The organism is Tepidamorphus gemmatus, assembly GCF_004346195.1.
Taxonomy (GTDB): domain Bacteria; phylum Pseudomonadota; class Alphaproteobacteria; order Rhizobiales; family Tepidamorphaceae; genus Tepidamorphus; species Tepidamorphus gemmatus.
This window is the reverse complement of record NZ_SMAK01000001.1, coordinates 325996-344281: the sequence shown is the minus strand read 5'-3', so window position 1 is coordinate 344281 and position 18286 is coordinate 325996. Positions and strand designations below refer to the sequence as shown.

General features: G+C 66.8%; 16 protein-coding genes. 5 read left to right on the top strand and 11 right to left on the bottom strand.

Translation table 11 applies throughout. The annotated features are described in order from the left end of the window. Window positions 1-158: 158 nt before the first annotated feature. The 9 genes from EDC22_RS01615 to hmgA all read right to left on the bottom strand — a co-directional run bounded on the left by EDC22_RS01615 (window position 159) and on the right by hmgA (window position 10189). On the bottom strand, window positions 159-986 hold the full coding sequence (locus EDC22_RS01615) for a carbohydrate ABC transporter permease (RefSeq protein ID WP_132804850.1): 828 nt from the start codon (window positions 984-986) through the stop codon (window positions 159-161). After that, the gene (locus EDC22_RS01610; RefSeq protein ID WP_132804849.1) at window positions 983-1894 is read right to left on the bottom strand and encodes a carbohydrate ABC transporter permease; all 912 of its coding nucleotides are present in this window, start codon (window positions 1892-1894) and stop codon (window positions 983-985) included. Before EDC22_RS01610 ends, EDC22_RS01615 begins: the two co-directional genes overlap by 4 nt. 95 nt (window positions 1895-1989) lie before the next feature. Beyond that, a complete protein-coding gene (locus EDC22_RS01605; RefSeq protein WP_132804848.1) occupies window positions 1990-3435 on the bottom strand; it encodes an ABC transporter substrate-binding protein in 1446 nt (481 codons plus the stop codon). Window positions 3436-3504: 69 nt separating this feature from the next. After that, window positions 3505-4551, bottom strand: a complete 1047-nt coding sequence (locus tag EDC22_RS01600) for an NAD(P)-dependent oxidoreductase (RefSeq protein WP_132804847.1) — start codon at window positions 4549-4551, stop codon at window positions 3505-3507. Between the two features lie 10 nt (window positions 4552-4561). Continuing rightward, entirely contained in the window at window positions 4562-5497 is a 936-nt protein-coding gene (locus EDC22_RS01595; RefSeq protein ID WP_132804846.1) for an HpcH/HpaI aldolase family protein, read from the bottom strand. 116 nt (window positions 5498-5613) lie between these two features. Continuing rightward, window positions 5614-6339, bottom strand: coding sequence for a transcriptional regulator NanR (gene nanR, locus EDC22_RS01590; protein WP_132804845.1), 726 nt, complete (start codon window positions 6337-6339; stop codon window positions 5614-5616). 141 nt (window positions 6340-6480) lie between these two features. Next, on the bottom strand, window positions 6481-7431 hold the full coding sequence (locus EDC22_RS01585; RefSeq protein ID WP_132804844.1) for an MBL fold metallo-hydrolase: 951 nt from the start codon (window positions 7429-7431) through the stop codon (window positions 6481-6483). Between the two features lie 39 nt (window positions 7432-7470). Continuing rightward, the gene (gene fahA, locus EDC22_RS01580; RefSeq protein ID WP_132804843.1) at window positions 7471-8742 is read right to left on the bottom strand and encodes a fumarylacetoacetase; all 1272 of its coding nucleotides are present in this window, start codon (window positions 8740-8742) and stop codon (window positions 7471-7473) included. Between the two features lie 139 nt (window positions 8743-8881). Beyond that, complete coding sequence (gene hmgA, locus EDC22_RS01575; protein WP_132804842.1) at window positions 8882-10189, bottom strand: homogentisate 1,2-dioxygenase; 1308 nt, start codon at window positions 10187-10189, stop codon at window positions 8882-8884. A 538-nt stretch (window positions 10190-10727) separates the two neighbouring features. Between hmgA and EDC22_RS01570 the strand changes: the two genes are divergently transcribed. From EDC22_RS01570 to EDC22_RS01560, 3 genes are all read left to right on the top strand, one after another. Further along, the gene (locus tag EDC22_RS01570) at window positions 10728-12182 is read left to right on the top strand and encodes a hypothetical protein (protein ID WP_132804841.1); all 1455 of its coding nucleotides are present in this window, start codon (window positions 10728-10730) and stop codon (window positions 12180-12182) included. Window positions 12183-12263: 81 nt separating this feature from the next. Continuing rightward, entirely contained in the window at window positions 12264-12953 is a 690-nt protein-coding gene (locus EDC22_RS01565) for a fumarylacetoacetate hydrolase family protein (protein WP_132804840.1), read from the top strand. Window positions 12954-13169: 216 nt separating this feature from the next. Beyond that, a complete protein-coding gene (locus tag EDC22_RS01560; protein WP_132805106.1) occupies window positions 13170-13655 on the top strand; it encodes a Ros/MucR family transcriptional regulator in 486 nt (161 codons plus the stop codon). 64 nt (window positions 13656-13719) lie between these two features. On the opposite strand, the gene EDC22_RS01555 is transcribed toward EDC22_RS01560, so the two are convergent. Next, a complete protein-coding gene (locus EDC22_RS01555; RefSeq protein ID WP_165926743.1) occupies window positions 13720-14361 on the bottom strand; it encodes a Crp/Fnr family transcriptional regulator in 642 nt (213 codons plus the stop codon). A 612-nt stretch (window positions 14362-14973) separates the two neighbouring features. On the opposite strand from EDC22_RS01555, the gene EDC22_RS01550 reads away from it, so the two are divergent. Then, the gene (locus EDC22_RS01550) at window positions 14974-16305 is read left to right on the top strand and encodes a globin-coupled sensor protein (protein ID WP_165926742.1); all 1332 of its coding nucleotides are present in this window, start codon (window positions 14974-14976) and stop codon (window positions 16303-16305) included. Between the two features lie 44 nt (window positions 16306-16349). Next, the gene (locus EDC22_RS01545) at window positions 16350-16823 is read left to right on the top strand and encodes a protoglobin domain-containing protein (RefSeq protein ID WP_132804837.1); all 474 of its coding nucleotides are present in this window, start codon (window positions 16350-16352) and stop codon (window positions 16821-16823) included. 439 nt (window positions 16824-17262) lie between these two features. On the opposite strand, the gene EDC22_RS01535 is transcribed toward EDC22_RS01545, so the two are convergent. Then, complete coding sequence (locus tag EDC22_RS01535; RefSeq protein WP_132804835.1) at window positions 17263-18192, bottom strand: 3-hydroxyacyl-CoA dehydrogenase family protein; 930 nt, start codon at window positions 18190-18192, stop codon at window positions 17263-17265. Window positions 18193-18286 lie beyond the last annotated feature (94 nt).

Sequence of the window (18286 nt, the reverse complement as noted above, 5' to 3'; positions counted from 1 at the left end):
TGACCAGCATCCGCACCCCGTCATTCCGGACGGCCGCAAAGGCCGTGCCGGGATCGGGCGGGCAGAGCCTCGACCGGTTTTCGGCTCCCGGGCCGGGCTCTCCGATCCGCTGCGGCCGGGATGAGGGTGGAGTGCGGCGGGATGCCAGTGCACCATGTTCACCCCTTGACCGCGCCGAGCGAGATGCCCCGCACCAGGAAGCGTTGCAGAAGTGCGACCGCAATGAAGATCGGGATCGTGCCAAGCATGCTCATCGCCGCGATCTTCGCCCAGAAGTTCGACTGCCCGCCGAAATAGTGGGTGACCTGCACCGGAAAGGTCGTCACGTTCGAGCGCGTCAGCACCAGCGCGAAGATGAACTCGTTCCAGGCAAACACGAAGGTGAAGACGGCGGTCGCGAACAGCCCGCCGCGCGCCATCGGCCACACCACCTTGCGGAACACCTGCCAGCGGGTGCAGCCATCGACCAGCGCCGATTCCTCGAGCTCCAGCGGAATGTCCTGGATGTAGCCGCGCATCATCCAGATCACATAGGGCAGGTTGAAGGCCGTGTAGAGCACGATCAGCCCGACATATGTGTCGACCCAGCCGAGCCGCACGTAGAGCAGGAACACCGGGAACACGATGACGATCGGCGGGATCATCCGGTTCGACAGCACCCAGTCCGAGAACAGGTTGCCGCCGGTCCGGAAGCGGGCGATCGAATAGGCGCACATGGTGCCGAGGATCATCGCGCAGACGGTCGAGACCGAGGCGATGACCAGGCTGTTCCAGACGGTCACCGCGTCGCCGTCCATGAACAGCACCGCATAGTTCGCCCACTGGATCGATTCGGGCCACCAGACCGGTGGATAGGCGAAGATCTCGTCGGGCGTCTTGAACGAGATTATCGCCAGCCAGTAGATCGGGAACAGGAAGACGACCGTCACCGCGGTCGCCACCACATAGCGCAGCGCCAGTCCGCCGCCGCGGTCGGCCCGGATCATCGGTCGATCTCCATGCGTCGCAGGATCAGCGTCACGGAGATCGCGAGGATGGCGATGACCATGAAGGCCATCGCCGCCGTGAAGCTCGTCTCGAACTGCTGGAAACCCTTGACATAGGCATAGATCGAGATCGTCTCGGTGCGCGTCCCCGGCCCGCCCCGGGTCAGCGCCCAGACCACGTCGAACAGCCGGAACAGGTCGAGACCGCGGATCAGCACCGCGATAGCCATCACTGGCCAGATCGCCGGCAGCACGATCAGCCGGAACTGCCGCCAGAAGCCGGCACCGTCGAGTTCGGCTGCCTCGAGCTGGCTCTGGTCGACGTTCGACAGCGCCGCGAACAGCAGCAGGAACATGAACGGCGTCCACTGCCAGACCTCGGCGATGAGGATCGCCGGATAGACGAAGTTCGGATCGACCGTCCACAGGATCGTCACCGGCTCGCCGGCAATCCAGCCGAGCACCTGGTTTATCGGACCGAAGCGGTTGTCGAACAACAGCCGCCAGGTCGCCCCGGCGATGATCGGCGAGGTGACGACCGGCAGCACGAGCAGCGCCACGAAGATCTGCCGTCCGGGCATCCGTTCCAGGAACAGGTAAGCGAGCGCGAGGCCGAGGATCAGTTCCAGCGGCAGGGCGATCGCCACGAAGATCATGGTATGGGCCAGCGCCTCCCAGAACCTGAGGTCGGTCAGGACGGCGCGATAATGGACGAGGCCGTGGAACGAGGTGTCCTCGTCCATCATCGTCAGGTTCTGGACACTGATGATCAGCGTGTAGACGACCGGGAACAGTCCGATCAGCAGGATCACCATGACCGCCGGCGCGATCATCAGATACTTGAAGTTGCGGTCGGCGAACCCGCTGGTCCGCACGCCCACGGCGCTGTCGACTGCCGAGGCGCTCATTGCGTCGTCATCCGCTCACCTGCCTGCCTGCCCGCCTCGCAACAAGGGCGGTCGGCCGCCTGCATCGGGCAAGCGGCCGACGAGGTGCGCCGAGGTCACGAGGGGTATGCGTTCGGCTTCGAAGCCCAGGCCTTGTAGGCCTCGCGCTGCTTGTCCACGCCGATCCGTTCGGTGATCTGGTCCCAGGCGGCCGCCGTGTCGTCGAGGATCTTCTGCGGATCCTCACCCGCCCACAGCCGCGAGATCGCCTGCCGGAGACCTTCCTCGTAGCGGTCGGTCTGGATCACCGAGAGGTCGAGCAGGCCGCTGACGGCGCCCGCCTCGAGCGCGGCGAGATATTCGGCCGCGTCCGGCCAGAGCTTCTTGTAATCCTCCGAGGCGAAATGGTTCTCGCGGAACGGATCGCGCAACGCGTAGGGCAGCTTCACGCGTTCCAGGCTGATCTCGGCAGAGTTCAGCCACTGGATGAACAGATAGGCCGGGTCCTTCTTGCGCGACGACGAGGAGACGGCGAGCGCGAAACCGGCGGCGAGCTGCGGATGTCCGCCGGGGGTAAGTGCATAGCCGACCTTCCCGGCGATCTGCGACTTCGGAACCCAGGACAGCGCCTGCTCGTCGGTGCCGTAGCCTGCCGCCCAGCGGCCGTAGGGCGGCCAGGAGATCGTCATCGCCGTGTCGCCCTGGAGGAAGGCCGCGAGGTTCTCGACGAACCCCCACGTCTCCACGCCGGGCGGCATCCACTTGTTCTCCGCCACCCAGTCGGTGAGAACCTTGACGCCAGCAGGCGAGTTGATGGTCGCCTTCATCGTCTCTTCGTCGAAGAACCTGCCGCCCTCGGCACGGAAGCGCTCCTGGAACATGAAATTGCCGTAGGCGGATTCGCGGAAGAACGCCGCCCCGTACGGCTTGCCGCCGGTCACCTCGGTGATCAGCGAGCCGACCTGATCGAATTCCTGCCAGGTCTTCGGCGGCACCGGCAGGTCGGTGCCGTACTTCTCCTTGTAGGCGGCCTGGATCTTCGGATCGCCGAGAATGTCCTTGCGGTAGTAGAGCACGAACACGTCGCCGTCGTCCGGCAGGCCGTAGATCTTGCCATCCACCATCATCTGATTGTCGCGGTAGACCGGCGCGATCGTCTTCAGTTCCTCCCGATAGCCGTACTTGTCCACATACGGATCGAGATCCTCGAGCGCACCGGCACGCACGAGATCGGGCATCCACGACGGGATCACGTTCAGCGCGTCATAGGCGCCCGTGCCGGCCCGGTGCTCCTGCAGGATCTTCGTGAACATCTCGGCCACCGGCACCTCGATGACCTTGACCTTGATGCCGGTCTCCTTCTCCCACAGCGGTCCGGAGAAGTTGAGCGGGTCGAGCGACTGCAGCCCCGCCTCCCAGACGATGCTGATCTCGGTCCCGGCATACTGCTTGGCGGCCTCGACCGCCGTCTTGGCCGCCTCGGCATTGGCGATCCGTGGCAGACCGAATGCCGATACGCCGGCCAGCGCCGAGGCCGATACGAGGAATCTGCGTCTATCCATAGGTTGGTCCTCCCGTGGTTCCGGCCGTGCATCGCGGTCCGGTCGTTCTCGAGACTGCAAGACCCGTGACTAGGCGAAGCGCCTCCCGAACTCGGCCAGACGCTGCTTCCAGGCAGGGGAGTCGACGACGCCGCGATTGACGATGCCGCGCGGCGTCTCGCCCTTCATCACCGCCAGCACGGCGGCGATGTCGGCGGCGCCATTGCCGGCAAAGCATTCATCGGTCCAGCACAGCGAGTGCGGCGTGACGATGACGTTATCGAGCTTGAGGAGCGGCTCGTCGGCCGGAGCCGGCTCGATCTCGAACACGTCGAGCCCGGCGCCGGCGATCGTCCCATCGGTCAGCGCCCGATACAGCGCCTTCTGATCGACGACCGGCCCGCGCGCGGTGTTGATAAGATAGGCGGTCGGCTTCATCAGCTTCAGCCGCGCCGCATTGACGAAGCCGCGCGTCGCCTCGGACAGCGGAATCGACACCGACAGGTAATCCGAGCGGCGGAACACCTCCTCCTCGGAGACGAGCTCGACGCCGAGCTCCCGCGCCAGCGCGACGTTCGCGTAGGGATCATAGGCGATCAGCTTCAGGTCGAACGGCTTCGCCAGCCGACACACTTCCGCCCCGATATTGCCGAGGCCGAGCTGGCCGAGCGTCTTGCCGACCAGGCCCTCGCCCATGTGATCGGACCGCTTCGCCCAGCCCTCCGGCCCTGCGCGGCAGAGGCGATCCTTCACCAGCAGCTTCTGCGACAGGGCGAGTATGTAGGTGATGACCGACACCGCCACCGGCCGACGCACGCCGTCCGGCGTGATCACCGCGGCGATTCCATGCTCGTCGCAGGCGGCGAGATCGACATTGTCGTAACCGACGCCAAAGCGGGCAACGATGGCGAGCGTATTTCCCGAGGGGACCGACTGACGTGCGAAGCGCGGCATCAGCAGGATCAGGGCATGGCAGCCTTCGAGACCCGCGGCGGGGATCACGCCATCGACCGGATCCACCCAGACCGTCTCGATCCGCGGATCGGAGGTCAGCGGCGTCAGATCGAAACTCGGATAGGTCGGACTGCCGTCCGCCCTGCGGAAGTCCCCCGAGAGAGCGACCCGGAAACGCTCCATCGCGCGATCCTCACCCGCGCTTCCCGGTACCGGCCTTGGCGACGCCCTTGCGCCCGGCAGACGCTCGCGCCTTCGCACGCCTGGCGGCAGGCGTGGCCTTGGCCGCCGCCTTCGGCTTCGCGGTCTTCGTCGCCTTTGTCGCTGCCTTCGCAACGCTACCCGCCGCGCCCTTGCCGCAACCGGCCCGGATCTCGTTCACCGCCGACGTCAGTGCCTGCTGCAACACCCAGACATCGCCCGAATAGCAGACGAAATCGAAACCCTCCTTGAACAGCGCGATGCCGGTCGCCGTGTCCGGTACCAGGCGGCCGACGGCCTTCCCGTGCTTGCGCCCCGCGGCGATCGTCCTGGCGATCGCGTCCTTGAATTTCGGATGGTCGAACTGGCCAGGAATGCCGAGCGAGCAGGACAGGTCGAAATGACCGACCCACACGCAGTCCACCCCTTCGGTGGCGGCGATCTCCTCGACATTCTCGACGCCGGCCGCCGTCTCGATCTGCGCGAACAGCACGGTGCGCTCGTTGGCAGCGGCGAGCTTCTCCATCACGGCCCCGCCGGAATAGTGGTCGTGCGCGACCGACAGGGCGACGCCGCGCCTGCCCTTCGGCGTGTACTTCATGCAGTCGAGGATGGCACGACACTCGGCGGCATCGTTGACCATCGGCACCATCAGCCCCTCCGCACCCATATCGAGCGCCCGGGCGATGTGGTGATACTCCTTCGAGGGCACCCGTACGATCGCCGGCACCCGCGCCGCCTCGAAGAAGCGCAGCGCCGTCTTGATCGTCTCGGTGTGGAAGCCGGAATGCTCGGTATCGAACAGCACGAAGTCGCAGCCGGCATTCCTCAGCACATAGCCGATCCCTGGCGTCGCGAACTCGACGACGAAGTGACCGACCTTCAGCGACCGCGTGCGGGCCATCTCCCGCATCGACTCGAATGGCATCCCTGGCGTCTCCCTCGACATCGCCCCGGTTCGGGCCGCGGCGCGCATTTCTTTGTTGTGATCAGATTATACCACTCACGAAGCTGCCGCAAGGACAGCCACTGCCTGGCGCGCCATTACGCCCGAACCTCCGGAAAGGCCCGCTGGTACAGGCTGTTGGCACGATTGAGGTGGTCGAGCATGGCGCGCGCCGCCTGGTCGGGGTCGCGCGCGGCGATCGCCTCGACGATCAGACGGTGTTCGCCGAGGGTCAGCTGCTCGGCGCCTGGCACGCGCACCATGTCGACATGGAAGTGCGACAGCCAGCCGAACAGCGCCTCCGACAGCGCCGCGAAGATCGGATTGCCGCTGATCGCGGCGATCTCGCGATGGAACTGCCCGTCATACTCGATGAAGCGCGGCGGGTCGGAGCGGACCGAGTCGGCGGCCTCGAGAATGCGGGCGAGCCGGGCAAGATCGCCCTCCGACCGGCGCCGGGCGGCGAGCCTGACCATTTCCAGCTCGAAGGTTGCGCGGGCCTCCTTGAGATGCTCCAGCGTCGCCGGCGAATGGGTGAGCAGATGGCGCATCGTCTCGCCCATCTGCTCGACCATGCGCCCGATCGACGGTTCGGCAATCCGCGCCCGGCCACCGTGACGGATCTCCAGCAGCCCGCGGCTCTGCAGGCTCTGCATCGCCTCGCGCACCGCCGGCCGCCCGACGTTGAACGCCTGCATCAGTTCGCGCTCCGACGGCAGTTCGTCGCCGGGCGCCATGGCGCTCGACTGAATGAGCTCCAGCAGTCGCTCCTGCACCTGGTCGGACAGCTTCCGCCGTCGCCTGGGCGCATCCCTGGTCGTCATACCAGTGAGAATGCTCCCCTTTCGGCAAGCGGGCAAGGGGCGCGTCCGCTCGGACGCCCCCTGCGGCGCGGACCCGATGGCGCCTCACCCGATCGAGGCGGCTGGCCTGCGCGCGCCCTGCCGCGGACAAGCCTGCGGAGGTCAGCCCTGCAGCGCCGCCCACATCTCGCGGTCGCGCGCTGCCGTCCAGATGCGCGGCGTGTCGATGCCGAGCGCCTCGTCATAGGCGCGCGCCACGTTGAAGGGCAGGCAGTGCTCGTAGATCGCATAGTCCGCGAACTTCGGATCGCAGGCGGCGCGGCAGGCCTCCCAGGCCTCCTTGAGCGAGCCGCCGCGCGCGGCCACAGCCGCCACCGGCGCGTAGGTCGAGGTGAGGAAGTCGCGGGTCAGCGCGATCGCCTCGGCCACCTTTGCCTCCCCGATCAGCGCGTCGCCGCGACCGGGCGACAGTGCCTTCGGCCTCAGCGCGGCGATCGCATCGAGGGTAGCCGGCCAGTCGCCGAAATGGGCATCGCCGCAATAGCAGGCCGAGCGATACTCGACGATGTCGCCGGAGAACATGACGCCGGCGTCCGGCACCCAGGCAACGATGTCGCCGGCGGTGTGTGCCCGGCCGAGATGCATCAGATCCACCCGCCGGCTGCCGAGATAGACGGTCATCCTGCGCTCGAAGGTCATGGTCGGCCAGGTCAGCCCCGGGATCGAGTCGGCGGCCTCGAACAGCCGGGGAAACCGGCCGTACTCGGACTCCCAATCCTCCTGGCCGCGCTCGTGGATCATGGCCCGGCATTTCTCCGATGCGATGATCTCGCTTGCGCCGTAAGCCGAGGCACCGAGCACCCGCACCGCGTGGTAGTGACTCAGCACCACGTACTTGATCGGCTTGTCGGTTACCGAGCGCACCCGCTCGATCACCTTCTGCGCCATCACCGGTGTCGCCTGTGCGTCGACGATCATCACCGCATCGTCACCGACGATGACGCCGGTGTTCGGATCGCCCTCGGCGGTGAAGGCATGCAGGCCGGGGCCGAGTTCGGTAAAGGAGATCGTCTTCTCGGCGAGATCGCCGACCGAGGCAAAGGTCTTGGCCATAAGGGTTCTCCGCGGTTGATGTTGCGGGCGATGTTCGTCCTACCAGTCCGGCTCCACGACCGCCGGCAGGATCGTGCCCGTGCATTCACCGAAGCCTATCCGGCAGCCATCTGCCTGCGCACGACCGACGAGCGTCACCGTGTCGCCGTCCTCGAGGAAGCTGCGCGTTTCGCCGGTGTCGAGCCTCAGCGGCTCCCGGCCTCCCCAGGAAAGTTCGAGGAGCGAGCCGCGGCTGTCGCGTGTCGGACCCGAGATCGTGCCCGATCCGAGCAGATCGCCGGTGCGCATCAGGCAGCCGCCGACCGCGTGATGGCACAGCTGCTGGGCGGCCGAAAAGTACATCTCGCGGTAATTCGTCCGGCTGATCGTGGTCGCCGCCGGCGCGCCTGCCGGCTGCAGCAGCACCTCGAGCCTGATGTCGTAGAGCATCGGCCCCGGTTCGCGCAGATAGGGCAGGAGCGGCCGCTCGCGCGGCGGGGTCGGAACCCGGAACGGCTCGAGCGCTGCCTTGGTGACCACCCACGGGCCGATCGAGGTGGCGAAGGCCTTGGCCTGGAAGGGTCCGAGCGGCTGATACTCCCAGGCTTGGATGTCACGCGCCGACCAGTCGTTGAGCAGCACGTAGCCGAAGATCATGGAATCGGCCTCAGCCACTGTCACCGGCTGGCCCATCCGGTTCGGCACACCAACGACCGCGCCGAGTTCCAGCTCGAAATCGAGCCGGCGCGACGGACCGAACACCGGCTCGTCGCTCCCGTGCGGCTTCATCTGGCCGAGCGGACGATGGATGCCGGTACCGCTCACCACCACGGTCGACGCGCGACCATTGTAGGCGATCGGAATCGACAGCCAGTTGGGCGGCAGCGCATTCTCCGGCCCGCGGAACATCGAGCCGACATTGAAGGCGTGGTGACGGCTCGAATAGAAGTCCGTGAAGCCGCTGACCTCGAACGGCAGGTGCATCCGGCATGCCGTCATCGGCGATAGTGCCCGGGCGCGCAGATCGCGGTTGTCGCGCACCGCCCGGTCGCCGCCCTCGGCAAGCAGCTCGGTCAGTCGGCCGCGGACGCTGTTCCACACCGCTGGCCCGCGCGCCATGAATGGGTTCAGCCGCCCGCTCGCGAACACCGGGGCTCCTGCCCCGGCCGCCAGGAGCCCGACCCCCTCCAGCACCGCCAGATCGACGATCATGTCGCCGATCGCCGCCCCGCAGCGCGGCTCGTCCGCCTCGCGGCTGAACACGCCGTAGGGAAGGTTCGCAAGCGGGAAATCGCCCTGCGGATCGTTGGCGCTCTCGACCCAGCTTCGCATTCTCGATGGCTTCCTCTCCTTCCGCCATACCGTCGGGCCAGCGGCCGGCCCGGGATCGGGACACAACGAGGGTCGTGCCATCCCGATCCCGGCGCGCACCCTGCTCGGCCCCGATGACGGGGATCCTGCCCCCGAGACCCTACTTCACCCCCGGCGTGCCATCGAACTTCTTCGCGATCCCCTTCCAGCAGTCCAGGTAATCGTCCTGCAGCGTCGGCAGCGACGCGGCAAATTCGGTGAGCTGCTGGGGAAAGCGCGTCTCGAACATGAAGGCCAGCGTGTTGGTCAGCTTCACCGGCTTGAGTTCCGCCGTGCTCGCCTTCTCGAAGGCGTCGGCGTCCGGCCCGTGCGGCAGCATGCAGTTGTGCAGGCTCATGCCACCCGGCACGAAACCGCGCTCCTTGGCGTCGTACTGTCCGTAGATCAGACCCATGAACTCCGACATGATGTTCAGGTGATACCATGGCGGCCGGAACGAATGCTCGGCCACCATCCACCGCTCGGGAAAGATCACGAAGTCGACATTCGCCGTTCCCTCCTCGCCGGAGGGGGCGGTCAGCACCGTGAAGATCGACGGATCGGGGTGGTCGAACAGGATCGCCCCGACCGGAGAGAATGTTCTCAGATCGTACTTGTAGGGAGCATAGTTGCCGTGCCAGGCAACCACGTCGAGGGGCGAGTGGCCGATCTCGGTCGCATGGAAGCCCCCGCACCACTTCACCACCAGCCGATGAGGCGTGTCACGATCCTCGAAGGCGGCGACCGGTGTCTTGAAGTCGCGCGGGTTGGCGAGGCAGTTGGCGCCGATCGGGCCGCGCCCCGGCAGTGTGAACTTGGCGCCGTAGTTCTCGCAGACATAGCCCCGTGACGGGCCGCCGAGCGGCGCGACCTTGACCTTCATGCCGCGCGGCACCACCGCGATATCGCCTGGGCCGATCTCCATCAGACCGAGTTCGGTGAAGAGCGACAGGCGGCCGGTCTGTGGTACGATCATCAGCTCGCCATCTGCGCTGTAGAACACCTCGTCCACCATCGGCGCCGTGACCAGGTAGACGTGTGCCGCCATGCCGACCTGGGTGTAGACGTCGCCGGCCGTGGTGATCGTCCGCATTCCGGTCAGGAAGGTGAGCGGCTCGTCGGGGATCGGCACCGGATCCCAGCGCAGCTGGCCGAGCGGCAGCCCATGATCGACGATGTGCGGCGCCGTCTTCCAGTATGGCAGGTCGATCCGCGCGAACCGCCCGGTGTGCTTGACAGAGGGCCGGATCCGATACAGCCAGGAGCGCTCGTTCGATTCGCGCGGGGCGGTGAACGGCGAGCCGGACAGCTGCTCGGCATAGAGCCCGTAGGCGCAGCGCTGCGGCGAGTTCTGGCCCTGCGGCAGCGCGCCCGGCAGCGCCTCGGTTTCGAAGTCGTTGCCGAAGCCGGGCATGTAGTGAAGCGTCATGGCGTTCTCCCTGCGGCTCTCTCGGGCGGCACAAGCGGAACCGCTCGATCGGGGCGGCATGATCGGGCGGCCGCGGCCGCCGGCCGGGGTACCTGTTCAACTCTGCCGTGCCGGGAGGATTCTGTTTCATTTGCAACAATTGTCAACGACGCGGCCATCATGGCTGGATCTTCGTCGCGGGATCGCGACAGGACCGCGCGTGCAAGCGCAGATGAAGGCGTGCGGGCGCGCGGTCGCCGGCCGGTCCCGCACCGTCGACGGAAGCGATCCCGGACGCATCCATCGCGCCGCGCGGCCGGGCGAGCCGGATCGCTTCGGGCAACGGACAGCGCCGATGAGGCAGCGCCCGTTCAGCATGCGAGCGATGCCACCGCCGATCTGCTCGGCGTCGACTTTCTCTCCCCTGACGGCAATGCCGCGCCTGCATGGCAGCCCTGCCGGGGTTCCGGATGTCACGACGTCATCGTGATGCTAAGCATCGGGGGAGACTGTGGGTGCGGTGGCGAACCCGCCGCGAGCTTTCCGGGATCCGAACGACGTGCCGCCGCTGAAGGTGGAGGACGCCGAACATGCTCCACTGGCCGCGCCGACGCCACGCCCGCGCGCCGATCGCGCCGCCGCCATCTGCCTGACCGTCGCAACCCTGCTGGTGCTGGCCGACGTGATCGGCGGCCTGCCTGTCGCCGCCCTCGCCGCGGTCCCGGTTCTGTGCGTCTACTTCGCGCTGTGCTGGCCCCGGCTGATGGTGAATGCCAAGGTCCTGTTCGGCATCTGCCTCGCCGTCGCGACATGGGCCTGGATCGCGGACAGAGCCTGGGAGATCTATTCGGGCGCGGCCAGCCGAACCGCCTACCTGCCGGCACTGATCGCCATGCTGAGCCTGCTGCGGGCGGCGGCATCGGCGTCGCAGAGCATCGCCATCGCCGGCCGGCATCTGGTCAATCAGCCGCCCAGCCGACGTTATGTGGCGCTCTCCTTCGGCGGCAACGCCTTCGGCGTGCTGTTCAACATCGGCGGTCTGGCGCTGCTGATCGACATGACCAAGCGCGCCAACACGCTCGAAGCTGCTGGCGGCGATGCCCGCATCGTGCACTGGCGCGAGCGGCGCATGACGTCCGCCGTGCTGCGCGGTTTCGCCGCGGTGATCTTCTGGTCGCCGCTCGGCATCTCACTTAACCTGCTGCTGACCCTGCTCCCAGACGTCCGCTGGGCGGACATCCTGCCGATCGGACTTGCCTGCGCGGTCGGGTTCATCGCGCTCGGCTGGCTGTTCGACCAGCTGCAGCGCCCGCCCGCGCCGCGGCCGACCACGCGACCGCGGGAACCCGGCGGCTGGCGCGCGCTCGCCATCGTGGTCGGGCATGTCGTGCTGCTGGCAGCGATCACCTGGGCGGCCGAACTGGCCACGGGTCGGCCGTTCCAGACCGTCCTGCTCGTCATCGTGCCGGTCTATTCGGTCCTCTGGGCGATCGGCTCCCATCTGGCGCAGAAGCATCCGGCACCGGTCACGGCAAGCGCGTCGGTGATCCGTCGCGAAGGCATCGCCCGCTATCCCGACTATGCCAACGAACTCGCCGTCTTCGCCGCCTCTGGCTTTCTCGGCGTGTCGATGGTCGCGCTGGTGCCGCGCGAGGCGACGCAGGCCGTACTGGCGACACTGGCGCTGCCTCCGGGCGTCTTCGCGAGCCTCCTGTCGCTGATCGTCGTCGGGCTGGCGTTCCTCGGTCTCGATCCGCTGGTCACATCCGCGATCCTGGCTGGCGCCGCGGCGAACATCCACATCCCCGGCTTGCCCAGCGAGGCGATCCTCTTTGCCATTGCCACCGGCTGGGCCTGCACGGTGCTGACCTCGCCGATGAACACGAGCCTCGTCATGACCGCCTCCATGATCGGCCGCTCCAGCTTCGAGGTCGGGGTACGCTGGAACGGCGCATTCGCCGCCACGGTGATGATCATCATGACGGCGCTGCTGGTAGGACTTCTGCCCGGATGATCACCGTGCCTCGCCCTGGTGACGCGGGCCGCCGGAGCCGCTATGTCGGGGCCGCCCGCCATGACGCTGGATGACCGAGCGATGACAGACTTCGTGTTTCCGCCCCCCGCCCCCCCGAGCGTCGCCGTCGAGGGGACACGTGAACGGTTCCCGGTGCGCCGGATCCTCTGCGTCGGCCGCAACTACGCTGCCCACGCCCGCGAGCTCGGCAACGATCCCGACCGCGAACCTCCCTTCTTCTTCCTCAAGCCGGCCGACTGCGTCGTCGACAGCGGCGCGACCGTGCCCTATCCCGGCCTGACGACGAATCTTCATCACGAGATCGAGCTTGTCGTCGCTATCGGCCGCGGCGGCTCCGACATCCCCGCAGGCCTCGCACACGAGCATGTCTACGGCTACGCCGCGGGAATCGATTTGACGCGTCGTGACCTCCAGGAGGAGGCCAAGAGGCTGAGGCGTCCCTGGGACTGGAGCAAGGGTTTCGACCAGTCGGCGCCCTGCGGACCGATCCGGCCGGTCGCACGAGCCGGCCATCCCTCCCGCGGCAGGATCACTCTGGCGGTCGGGGACGAGGTGCGGCAGGATGCCGATCTGTCGGAAATGATCTGGGGTGTTGCCGAAATCGTTTCCCTTGCCTCGCAAGCCATGGCCCTGTGTCCCGGTGATCTCATCTTCACAGGCACGCCGGCAGGGGTTGGCCCGATCGAGCGGGGCGACCGGGTCACTGGCGAGATCGAAGGGGTTGGCCGTATCGAGATTTCGATCGGTTGATGCCCGCATCTTCAGGCCGAATGCTTTCCTTCGGGTCAGAGCATCGCTTGCTGGCTGACTTTTGCGCGCCTGCAAGTCTAGCCATATTTTTGCCGCTATTGCAGCCTGAACGATCATCGAAATCGCAACTTCAGCAGAAGTTGTGTAGATTTTTCCAATCGCTTTGGTCTAGACAGGCGGCGAATGGCCGCGCGCCATCCGGCAGGAGTACTTGGGATGAATGACACGAACGACAAGCTCGACGCGGTCGAGCGGACAGCAGAGATCGTCGCTGCCTATGTGAGCAACAATACCGTGGCCGCTGCGGATCTCGGAAATCTTATCCGCGACGTGCACATGGCGTTGTCCGGCCTCGGTAAGCCCGTCGCGGCGCCGGAGCCACTGGTTCCCGCCGTACCGATCAAGAAATCGGTGACCAACGACTACATCATCTGTCTCGAGGATGGAAAGAAGTTCAAGACGCTGAAGCGTCATCTGGCAATCCACTATGGCCTCACCCCGCAGCAGTATCGCGAGAAGTGGGGTCTGCCGGCTGACTATCCGATGGTCGCGCCGGCCTATGCCGAAGCCCGTTCCCAGCTCGCCAAGAGCATCGGGCTCGGCCAGAAGCGCGACGCCGCCGCCGCGCCGAAGACCGGTCGCGGCCGCGCGTCGAAGGCAACCGGCACCGGACGCAGCCGTCGCAAAGCGGCGGGCGAATAGCCGGGCGCACGGACGCCGCAGCAACGTCTCGAGTTGCGGCACGCCGGGCAGGTGGGGCGGCGCCTCAGCGGAGCCGCCCGATGCTCTCGAGCTTCTCTCGGTCGATCACGGTCAGCGTCGAACGTGCGATGTCGATGATGCCCGCCTTGCGCAGCTCGGCCAGCGTCCGGCTGACATGGACCGGCGTGAGTCCGGTCGCATCGGCGACGTCCTGCTGGCGCAGCGGCCAGGGATAGCGTTCGTCGCGGATCACCGATAGCGACGCCAGCCGGGCGATGATCCGCAGCACCAGATGGGCGATCCGCTCCTCTGCCGAGCGGCGGCCGAGATCGACGACCAGGGCCTCGCGCTCCTGCTTTTCTTTGAGGCAGGCACGGGCGAACACGGCCAGCAGCTCCGGCTCCTCGGACACTCGTTGCCTGAGCGCGCGCGCGTCGAGGCGGGTGTAGGCGACGTCGGTCAGCGCCTGGATGGCATGGCCGATCACGATGCCGAACACGGCACTGTCGGCAAACACGTCTCCCGGCGCCAGCAGTCCGACGATCTGTCTCCGGCCGTCCGCCAGTCGGACGAACTGGCTCGCCCAGCCCGCGCACAGCACATACACGTCATGCGCGGTCTCGCGCGCGCTGAGGACAATCCGCTTGGCCCGCGCCTGATGGTAAGACTTGGGCACCGCTCCCGGCCCGCTGCGCCGGCGGTCCATCAGGATGTCCCGGAGTGCCCTGCACGTCCCGACCTCGCTCAGGGGACAGGCATTGCAGGGTGGCAATGGCGATACGTCTCCGGACCCCGACATTTCAGCTGATCTCCAAGCCCGGCACCACGCCGCAGACGGACAGCCAGCGCGGCGTGCCGCGTCGGCATGGTCCACTCGGATTCTGCAGGCTGGAACGAATTCCCCCGGGTAACGGCCTCGGCCTTCCCTCACCTTTCCCTGGTTTCTCGTGTCAGTCGAGCCGGATCGGGCTCTGTCCATGCGCGCCTCACCCACGCCCCGAAGGCATTTGGCCGTCGCACGGTGTCTGGCGACATATTTGCCGAATGCGATGAATGCTGCAATCGGCGTCACGGCTGATTATGGTTAATCTGGATTAACAATGCAGATGCGAATGGCACATCCAAAGTTTAATACTCTGCCGTCAAAATTCTCGGCATGATATCGAATAATGGAAATCTACACTTATAAGTTCCAAAGCGCCGATTCGTTCGCGTGAAAGGTGCGAAACAAGTTCGATATCCGTGAAGCAAGCGGGGGAGGCCTCGATCCTGTCGATGGAGGCACACAATGCAACGAGACTCAAATCAGCCTAGACCGATGCGAGATCACGAAGATCCCTGTCGCATCGCATTCCTGCGACTCGACGATGATGTGCGATCCGCCCTGCAGAAATTCTGGCCGGTTGTCGAACCGGCGCTGCCGAGCATTCTCGATGATTTCTACGCCCACCTTGCCCGTTTTCCGGAAATTGCAACCCTCATAGGGGCGCAGAAGAACCGCCTGAAGCGGGCGCAGATCGAGCATTGGCAACGCTTGTTCTCGGGAAAGTTCGACGAGACCTATGTCGCCGGTGTGCGCGCGATCGGTCAGGCACACCAGCGCATCGGCCTCGAACCACGCTGGTACATCGGCGGCTACTGCTTCGTCCTCGTCGCCCTGCTCGATCTCGCACTGCGGACCAGCTGGCTGCGCCCGGCGCGACGTGCCGACCTGCCGCGCGCGATCGTCACCGCCGTCATGCTCGACATGGACTTCGCCATATCGGTCTACCAGGATGCCGTGCTGGCCGAACGGGCGGCGCGGCAGACGCGCGTGGATACGGCGATTGCGTCCTTCGAGACGAAGATGCAGTCGGCGATCGCGGCGATGCGCGACGCGGCCGAGCGCATGCAGCAGACTGCCCGTCAGATCGAGACCGGCTGCGACCGGACGGCAGGCCTCGCCCGCTCGGTGTCTGCCGCCGCCGAGGAGGCCAACACCAACGTCCGCACCGTTGCCGCTGCAGCGGAGCAGATATCCGCGTCGATTGCCGAAATCTCGCGCCGGGTGGCTGACTCGCGCGCCACCACCGCCGCGACCCGCGCCGATGCCGAACGCGGCTCGCGGCAGATGCGCGGGCTGCAGGAGGCGGCGCAGCGCATCGGCGACGTCGTCGTCCTCATCAACCAGATCGCCGCCCAGACCAATCTGCTCGCCCTCAATGCGACCATCGAAGCGGCGCGGGCGGGAGAGGCGGGCCGGGGCTTTGCCGTCGTCGCCGCCGAGGTCAAGTCGCTTGCCGGGCAGACCGCTCGCGCGACCGAGGAGATCGCCGCACATGTCTCCGGCATCCAGCAGTCGACCGATGAGGCCGCGAGTCTGACCGACTCGATCGCAGGGGCGATCGGCGGCATCGACGAAATCACCGCCGCAATCGCCGCCGTGATGGAACAGCAGGGCAGTGCCGTGGCCGAGATCGTGCGCAGCATGCACGATGCGGCCACCGGCACCAACGAGGTGTCGGAGGGCATAACCGGTGTGTCGCACACCGCGCGCGAGGGAAGCGAGGGCGCGGCGGCGGCACATGCGGCTGCTGGCGACCTCGCCGCGCGCGCCGACGAGATCGGGCTGCATATGGCAGCCTTCTTTCAGGACGTGCGCGCGGCCTGACGGGAAGTCACGGCTCCGACGGACAGCACTGGGATCGAACCGACATGGACATGCCATCGCGGCCAGATGTGGAGGCCTTTCTCGATATCAGCGACGCCGATCGCCGGGAGGCGGCCCGCGCCTGGAAGGTCATCGAACCGTCGCTGGACACGATCCTTGCCACGTTCTACGCCGACATCCGCCGGACCGGCTTCATGCCCAGGCTGTCCGACGCCCAGGTCGCCCGCCTCATCGAAAGCCAGAAGCGCCACTGGAGCCGGGTCTTTGGTGGCGCGCAGGCGGACAACCCCGAGCAGGTGGCGCGTTTGATCGGTCTGCGCCACCGTCAGCATCACGTCTCGCCGTCGGATTTCGTCCTCTCCTACATGCGGCTGCTGACGCTGTTCATCGAGGCACTCAGAGACTGCGAGGCAGGTCGCCTCCGCGCCGCGCGCCATTCGCGGATGGCGCTGCTCAAGTCCGTCGCCGTCGACATGAGCTTCACGCTCGCCGCCTACGATGCGGAGTTGATCGAGTAGTCGTCCGATGCGTGCATGGCCGGTGCGGCACGGTGCCCCCCTTCCGAAGCGACAGGGAGCGGTCACGGTGCGCGGCGCAGAAGCTGTCCATCGACTGCATCGAGGTGAGATGCGAGCCGGTGACCCGGCCCTGCAGACCGAGCGGCGCATGAAACCCTCGGGTGCCGCGCCGCTCATCCCTGCCCTCTCTCGCCCGGAGAAGCGTTGACCAGCGGAGAGGCGAGGCGCGTGCCAAGCCGTGCAACTCCGGAGAGTCCGTGGCCTTCCAACGCGGATCAGCATCATGACGGCACGGCGCGCAGCGCGATCTGCCCACGAGTCGATCAGTGACGTGGGTCTGCCTTGAGGATGGACTGCTTCCCGTCATGCGACGGCGATCTGCCCGGAACCGGAGCCTCGGGCTCGCCCTAAGCAAGGGCTTCCGGCCTGGCAAACGGCATCAGCGATCGGGGTCGTCGTGCGCCGGCGACGTCTTGCGCAGACCCGCGATCAGCGCCTCGCGCAGCCGTCGGTGCACGGCCTCGGCGCTTTCGGGCGTCCACTTGCGGAAGCCCTCGCCGGTCTTCATGCCGAGCCGGCCCGCCTCCACCTGCTCGATGAGATAGGGGTGCGGCCGGTCGGTGCGGTCGAGATCGGGCATCAGCGTCTCGTGGATGTTGCGGGTCAGGTCGAGCCCGACCAGATCCGACTGCTCCATCGGGCCGAGCACACCGAGCCGGCTGCCGAAGCCGTACTTGACGACATCATCGAGGGTCTCGGCGTCGCAGACCCCGGCGGCTACGAGCGCGATCGCCTCACGCTTCAGCGCATGTTGCAGGCGGTTGCCGATGAAGCCGGGAATATCGCGGCGCACGTGCACCGGATGTCTGCCGGCGGCTTTCAGCAGCGCGATGACCGTCTCGACGGCCGCCAGCGTCTCCGGCCCGGATTGCACGACTTCGACGAGGGGCACGAGATGCGGCGGATTCCAGAAGTGCGTGCCCACCACCCGGCTCCGGTCGTGCACCTTCGCCGCGATGGTACCCGTCGGAATGGCCGACGAGTTCGAGCACAGGATGCAGTCCCGGTCCGTCAGGCGTTCGAGGTCGGCGAACAGCTCCTGCTTGAGCGTGACGATCTCGGGAACCGCCTCGAACACGAACCCGGCACCGGCGACCGTCGCCGCAAGATCGGATCCTGGGCTGATCCGCGCGCAGACCGCAGCATCATCGCCGAAGAGATCGGCGATGCCGGCGAGACGGTGCGGCAGCGAGGCCAGCACGGCCGGTGAGCTGTCGTGGACCCTCACCCGGTGGCCCGCCCGCGCGAACAGATAGGCGATGCCGTGCCCCATGAGCCCCGCACCGACCACTGCAATGTCGACCGCCATGCCGGCTCTCCCGATCAACCGCTCCCGCCCCGACGCAATTCGGCCGCGATCGCCCCGCTCAATTGCCGCGTTTGCCGCCGGCGCGCCGGGCGCA

Coding starts and splice junctions, on each gene's coding strand:
- EDC22_RS01615 (WP_132804850.1), bottom strand. CDS start 986: ATGATCCGGGCCGACCGCGGCGGCGGACTGGCGCTGCGCTATGTGGTG.
- EDC22_RS01610 (WP_132804849.1), bottom strand. CDS start 1,894: ATGAGCGCCTCGGCAGTCGACAGCGCCGTGGGCGTGCGGACCAGCGGG.
- EDC22_RS01605 (WP_132804848.1), bottom strand. CDS start 3,435: ATGGATAGACGCAGATTCCTCGTATCGGCCTCGGCGCTGGCCGGCGTA.
- EDC22_RS01600 (WP_132804847.1), bottom strand. CDS start 4,551: ATGGAGCGTTTCCGGGTCGCTCTCTCGGGGGACTTCCGCAGGGCGGAC.
- EDC22_RS01595 (WP_132804846.1), bottom strand. CDS start 5,497: ATGCCATTCGAGTCGATGCGGGAGATGGCCCGCACGCGGTCGCTGAAG.
- nanR (WP_132804845.1), bottom strand. CDS start 6,339: ATGACGACCAGGGATGCGCCCAGGCGACGGCGGAAGCTGTCCGACCAG.
- EDC22_RS01585 (WP_132804844.1), bottom strand. CDS start 7,431: ATGGCCAAGACCTTTGCCTCGGTCGGCGATCTCGCCGAGAAGACGATC.
- fahA (WP_132804843.1), bottom strand. CDS start 8,742: ATGCGAAGCTGGGTCGAGAGCGCCAACGATCCGCAGGGCGATTTCCCG.
- hmgA (WP_132804842.1), bottom strand. CDS start 10,189: ATGACGCTTCACTACATGCCCGGCTTCGGCAACGACTTCGAAACCGAG.
- EDC22_RS01565 (WP_132804840.1), top strand. CDS start 12,264: ATGACAGACTTCGTGTTTCCGCCCCCCGCCCCCCCGAGCGTCGCCGTC.
- EDC22_RS01560 (WP_132805106.1), top strand. CDS start 13,170: ATGAATGACACGAACGACAAGCTCGACGCGGTCGAGCGGACAGCAGAG.
- EDC22_RS01555 (WP_165926743.1), bottom strand. CDS start 14,361: ATGGACCGCCGGCGCAGCGGGCCGGGAGCGGTGCCCAAGTCTTACCAT.
- EDC22_RS01550 (WP_165926742.1), top strand. CDS start 14,974: ATGCGAGATCACGAAGATCCCTGTCGCATCGCATTCCTGCGACTCGAC.
- EDC22_RS01545 (WP_132804837.1), top strand. CDS start 16,350: ATGGACATGCCATCGCGGCCAGATGTGGAGGCCTTTCTCGATATCAGC.
- EDC22_RS01535 (WP_132804835.1), bottom strand. CDS start 18,192: ATGGCGGTCGACATTGCAGTGGTCGGTGCGGGGCTCATGGGGCACGGC.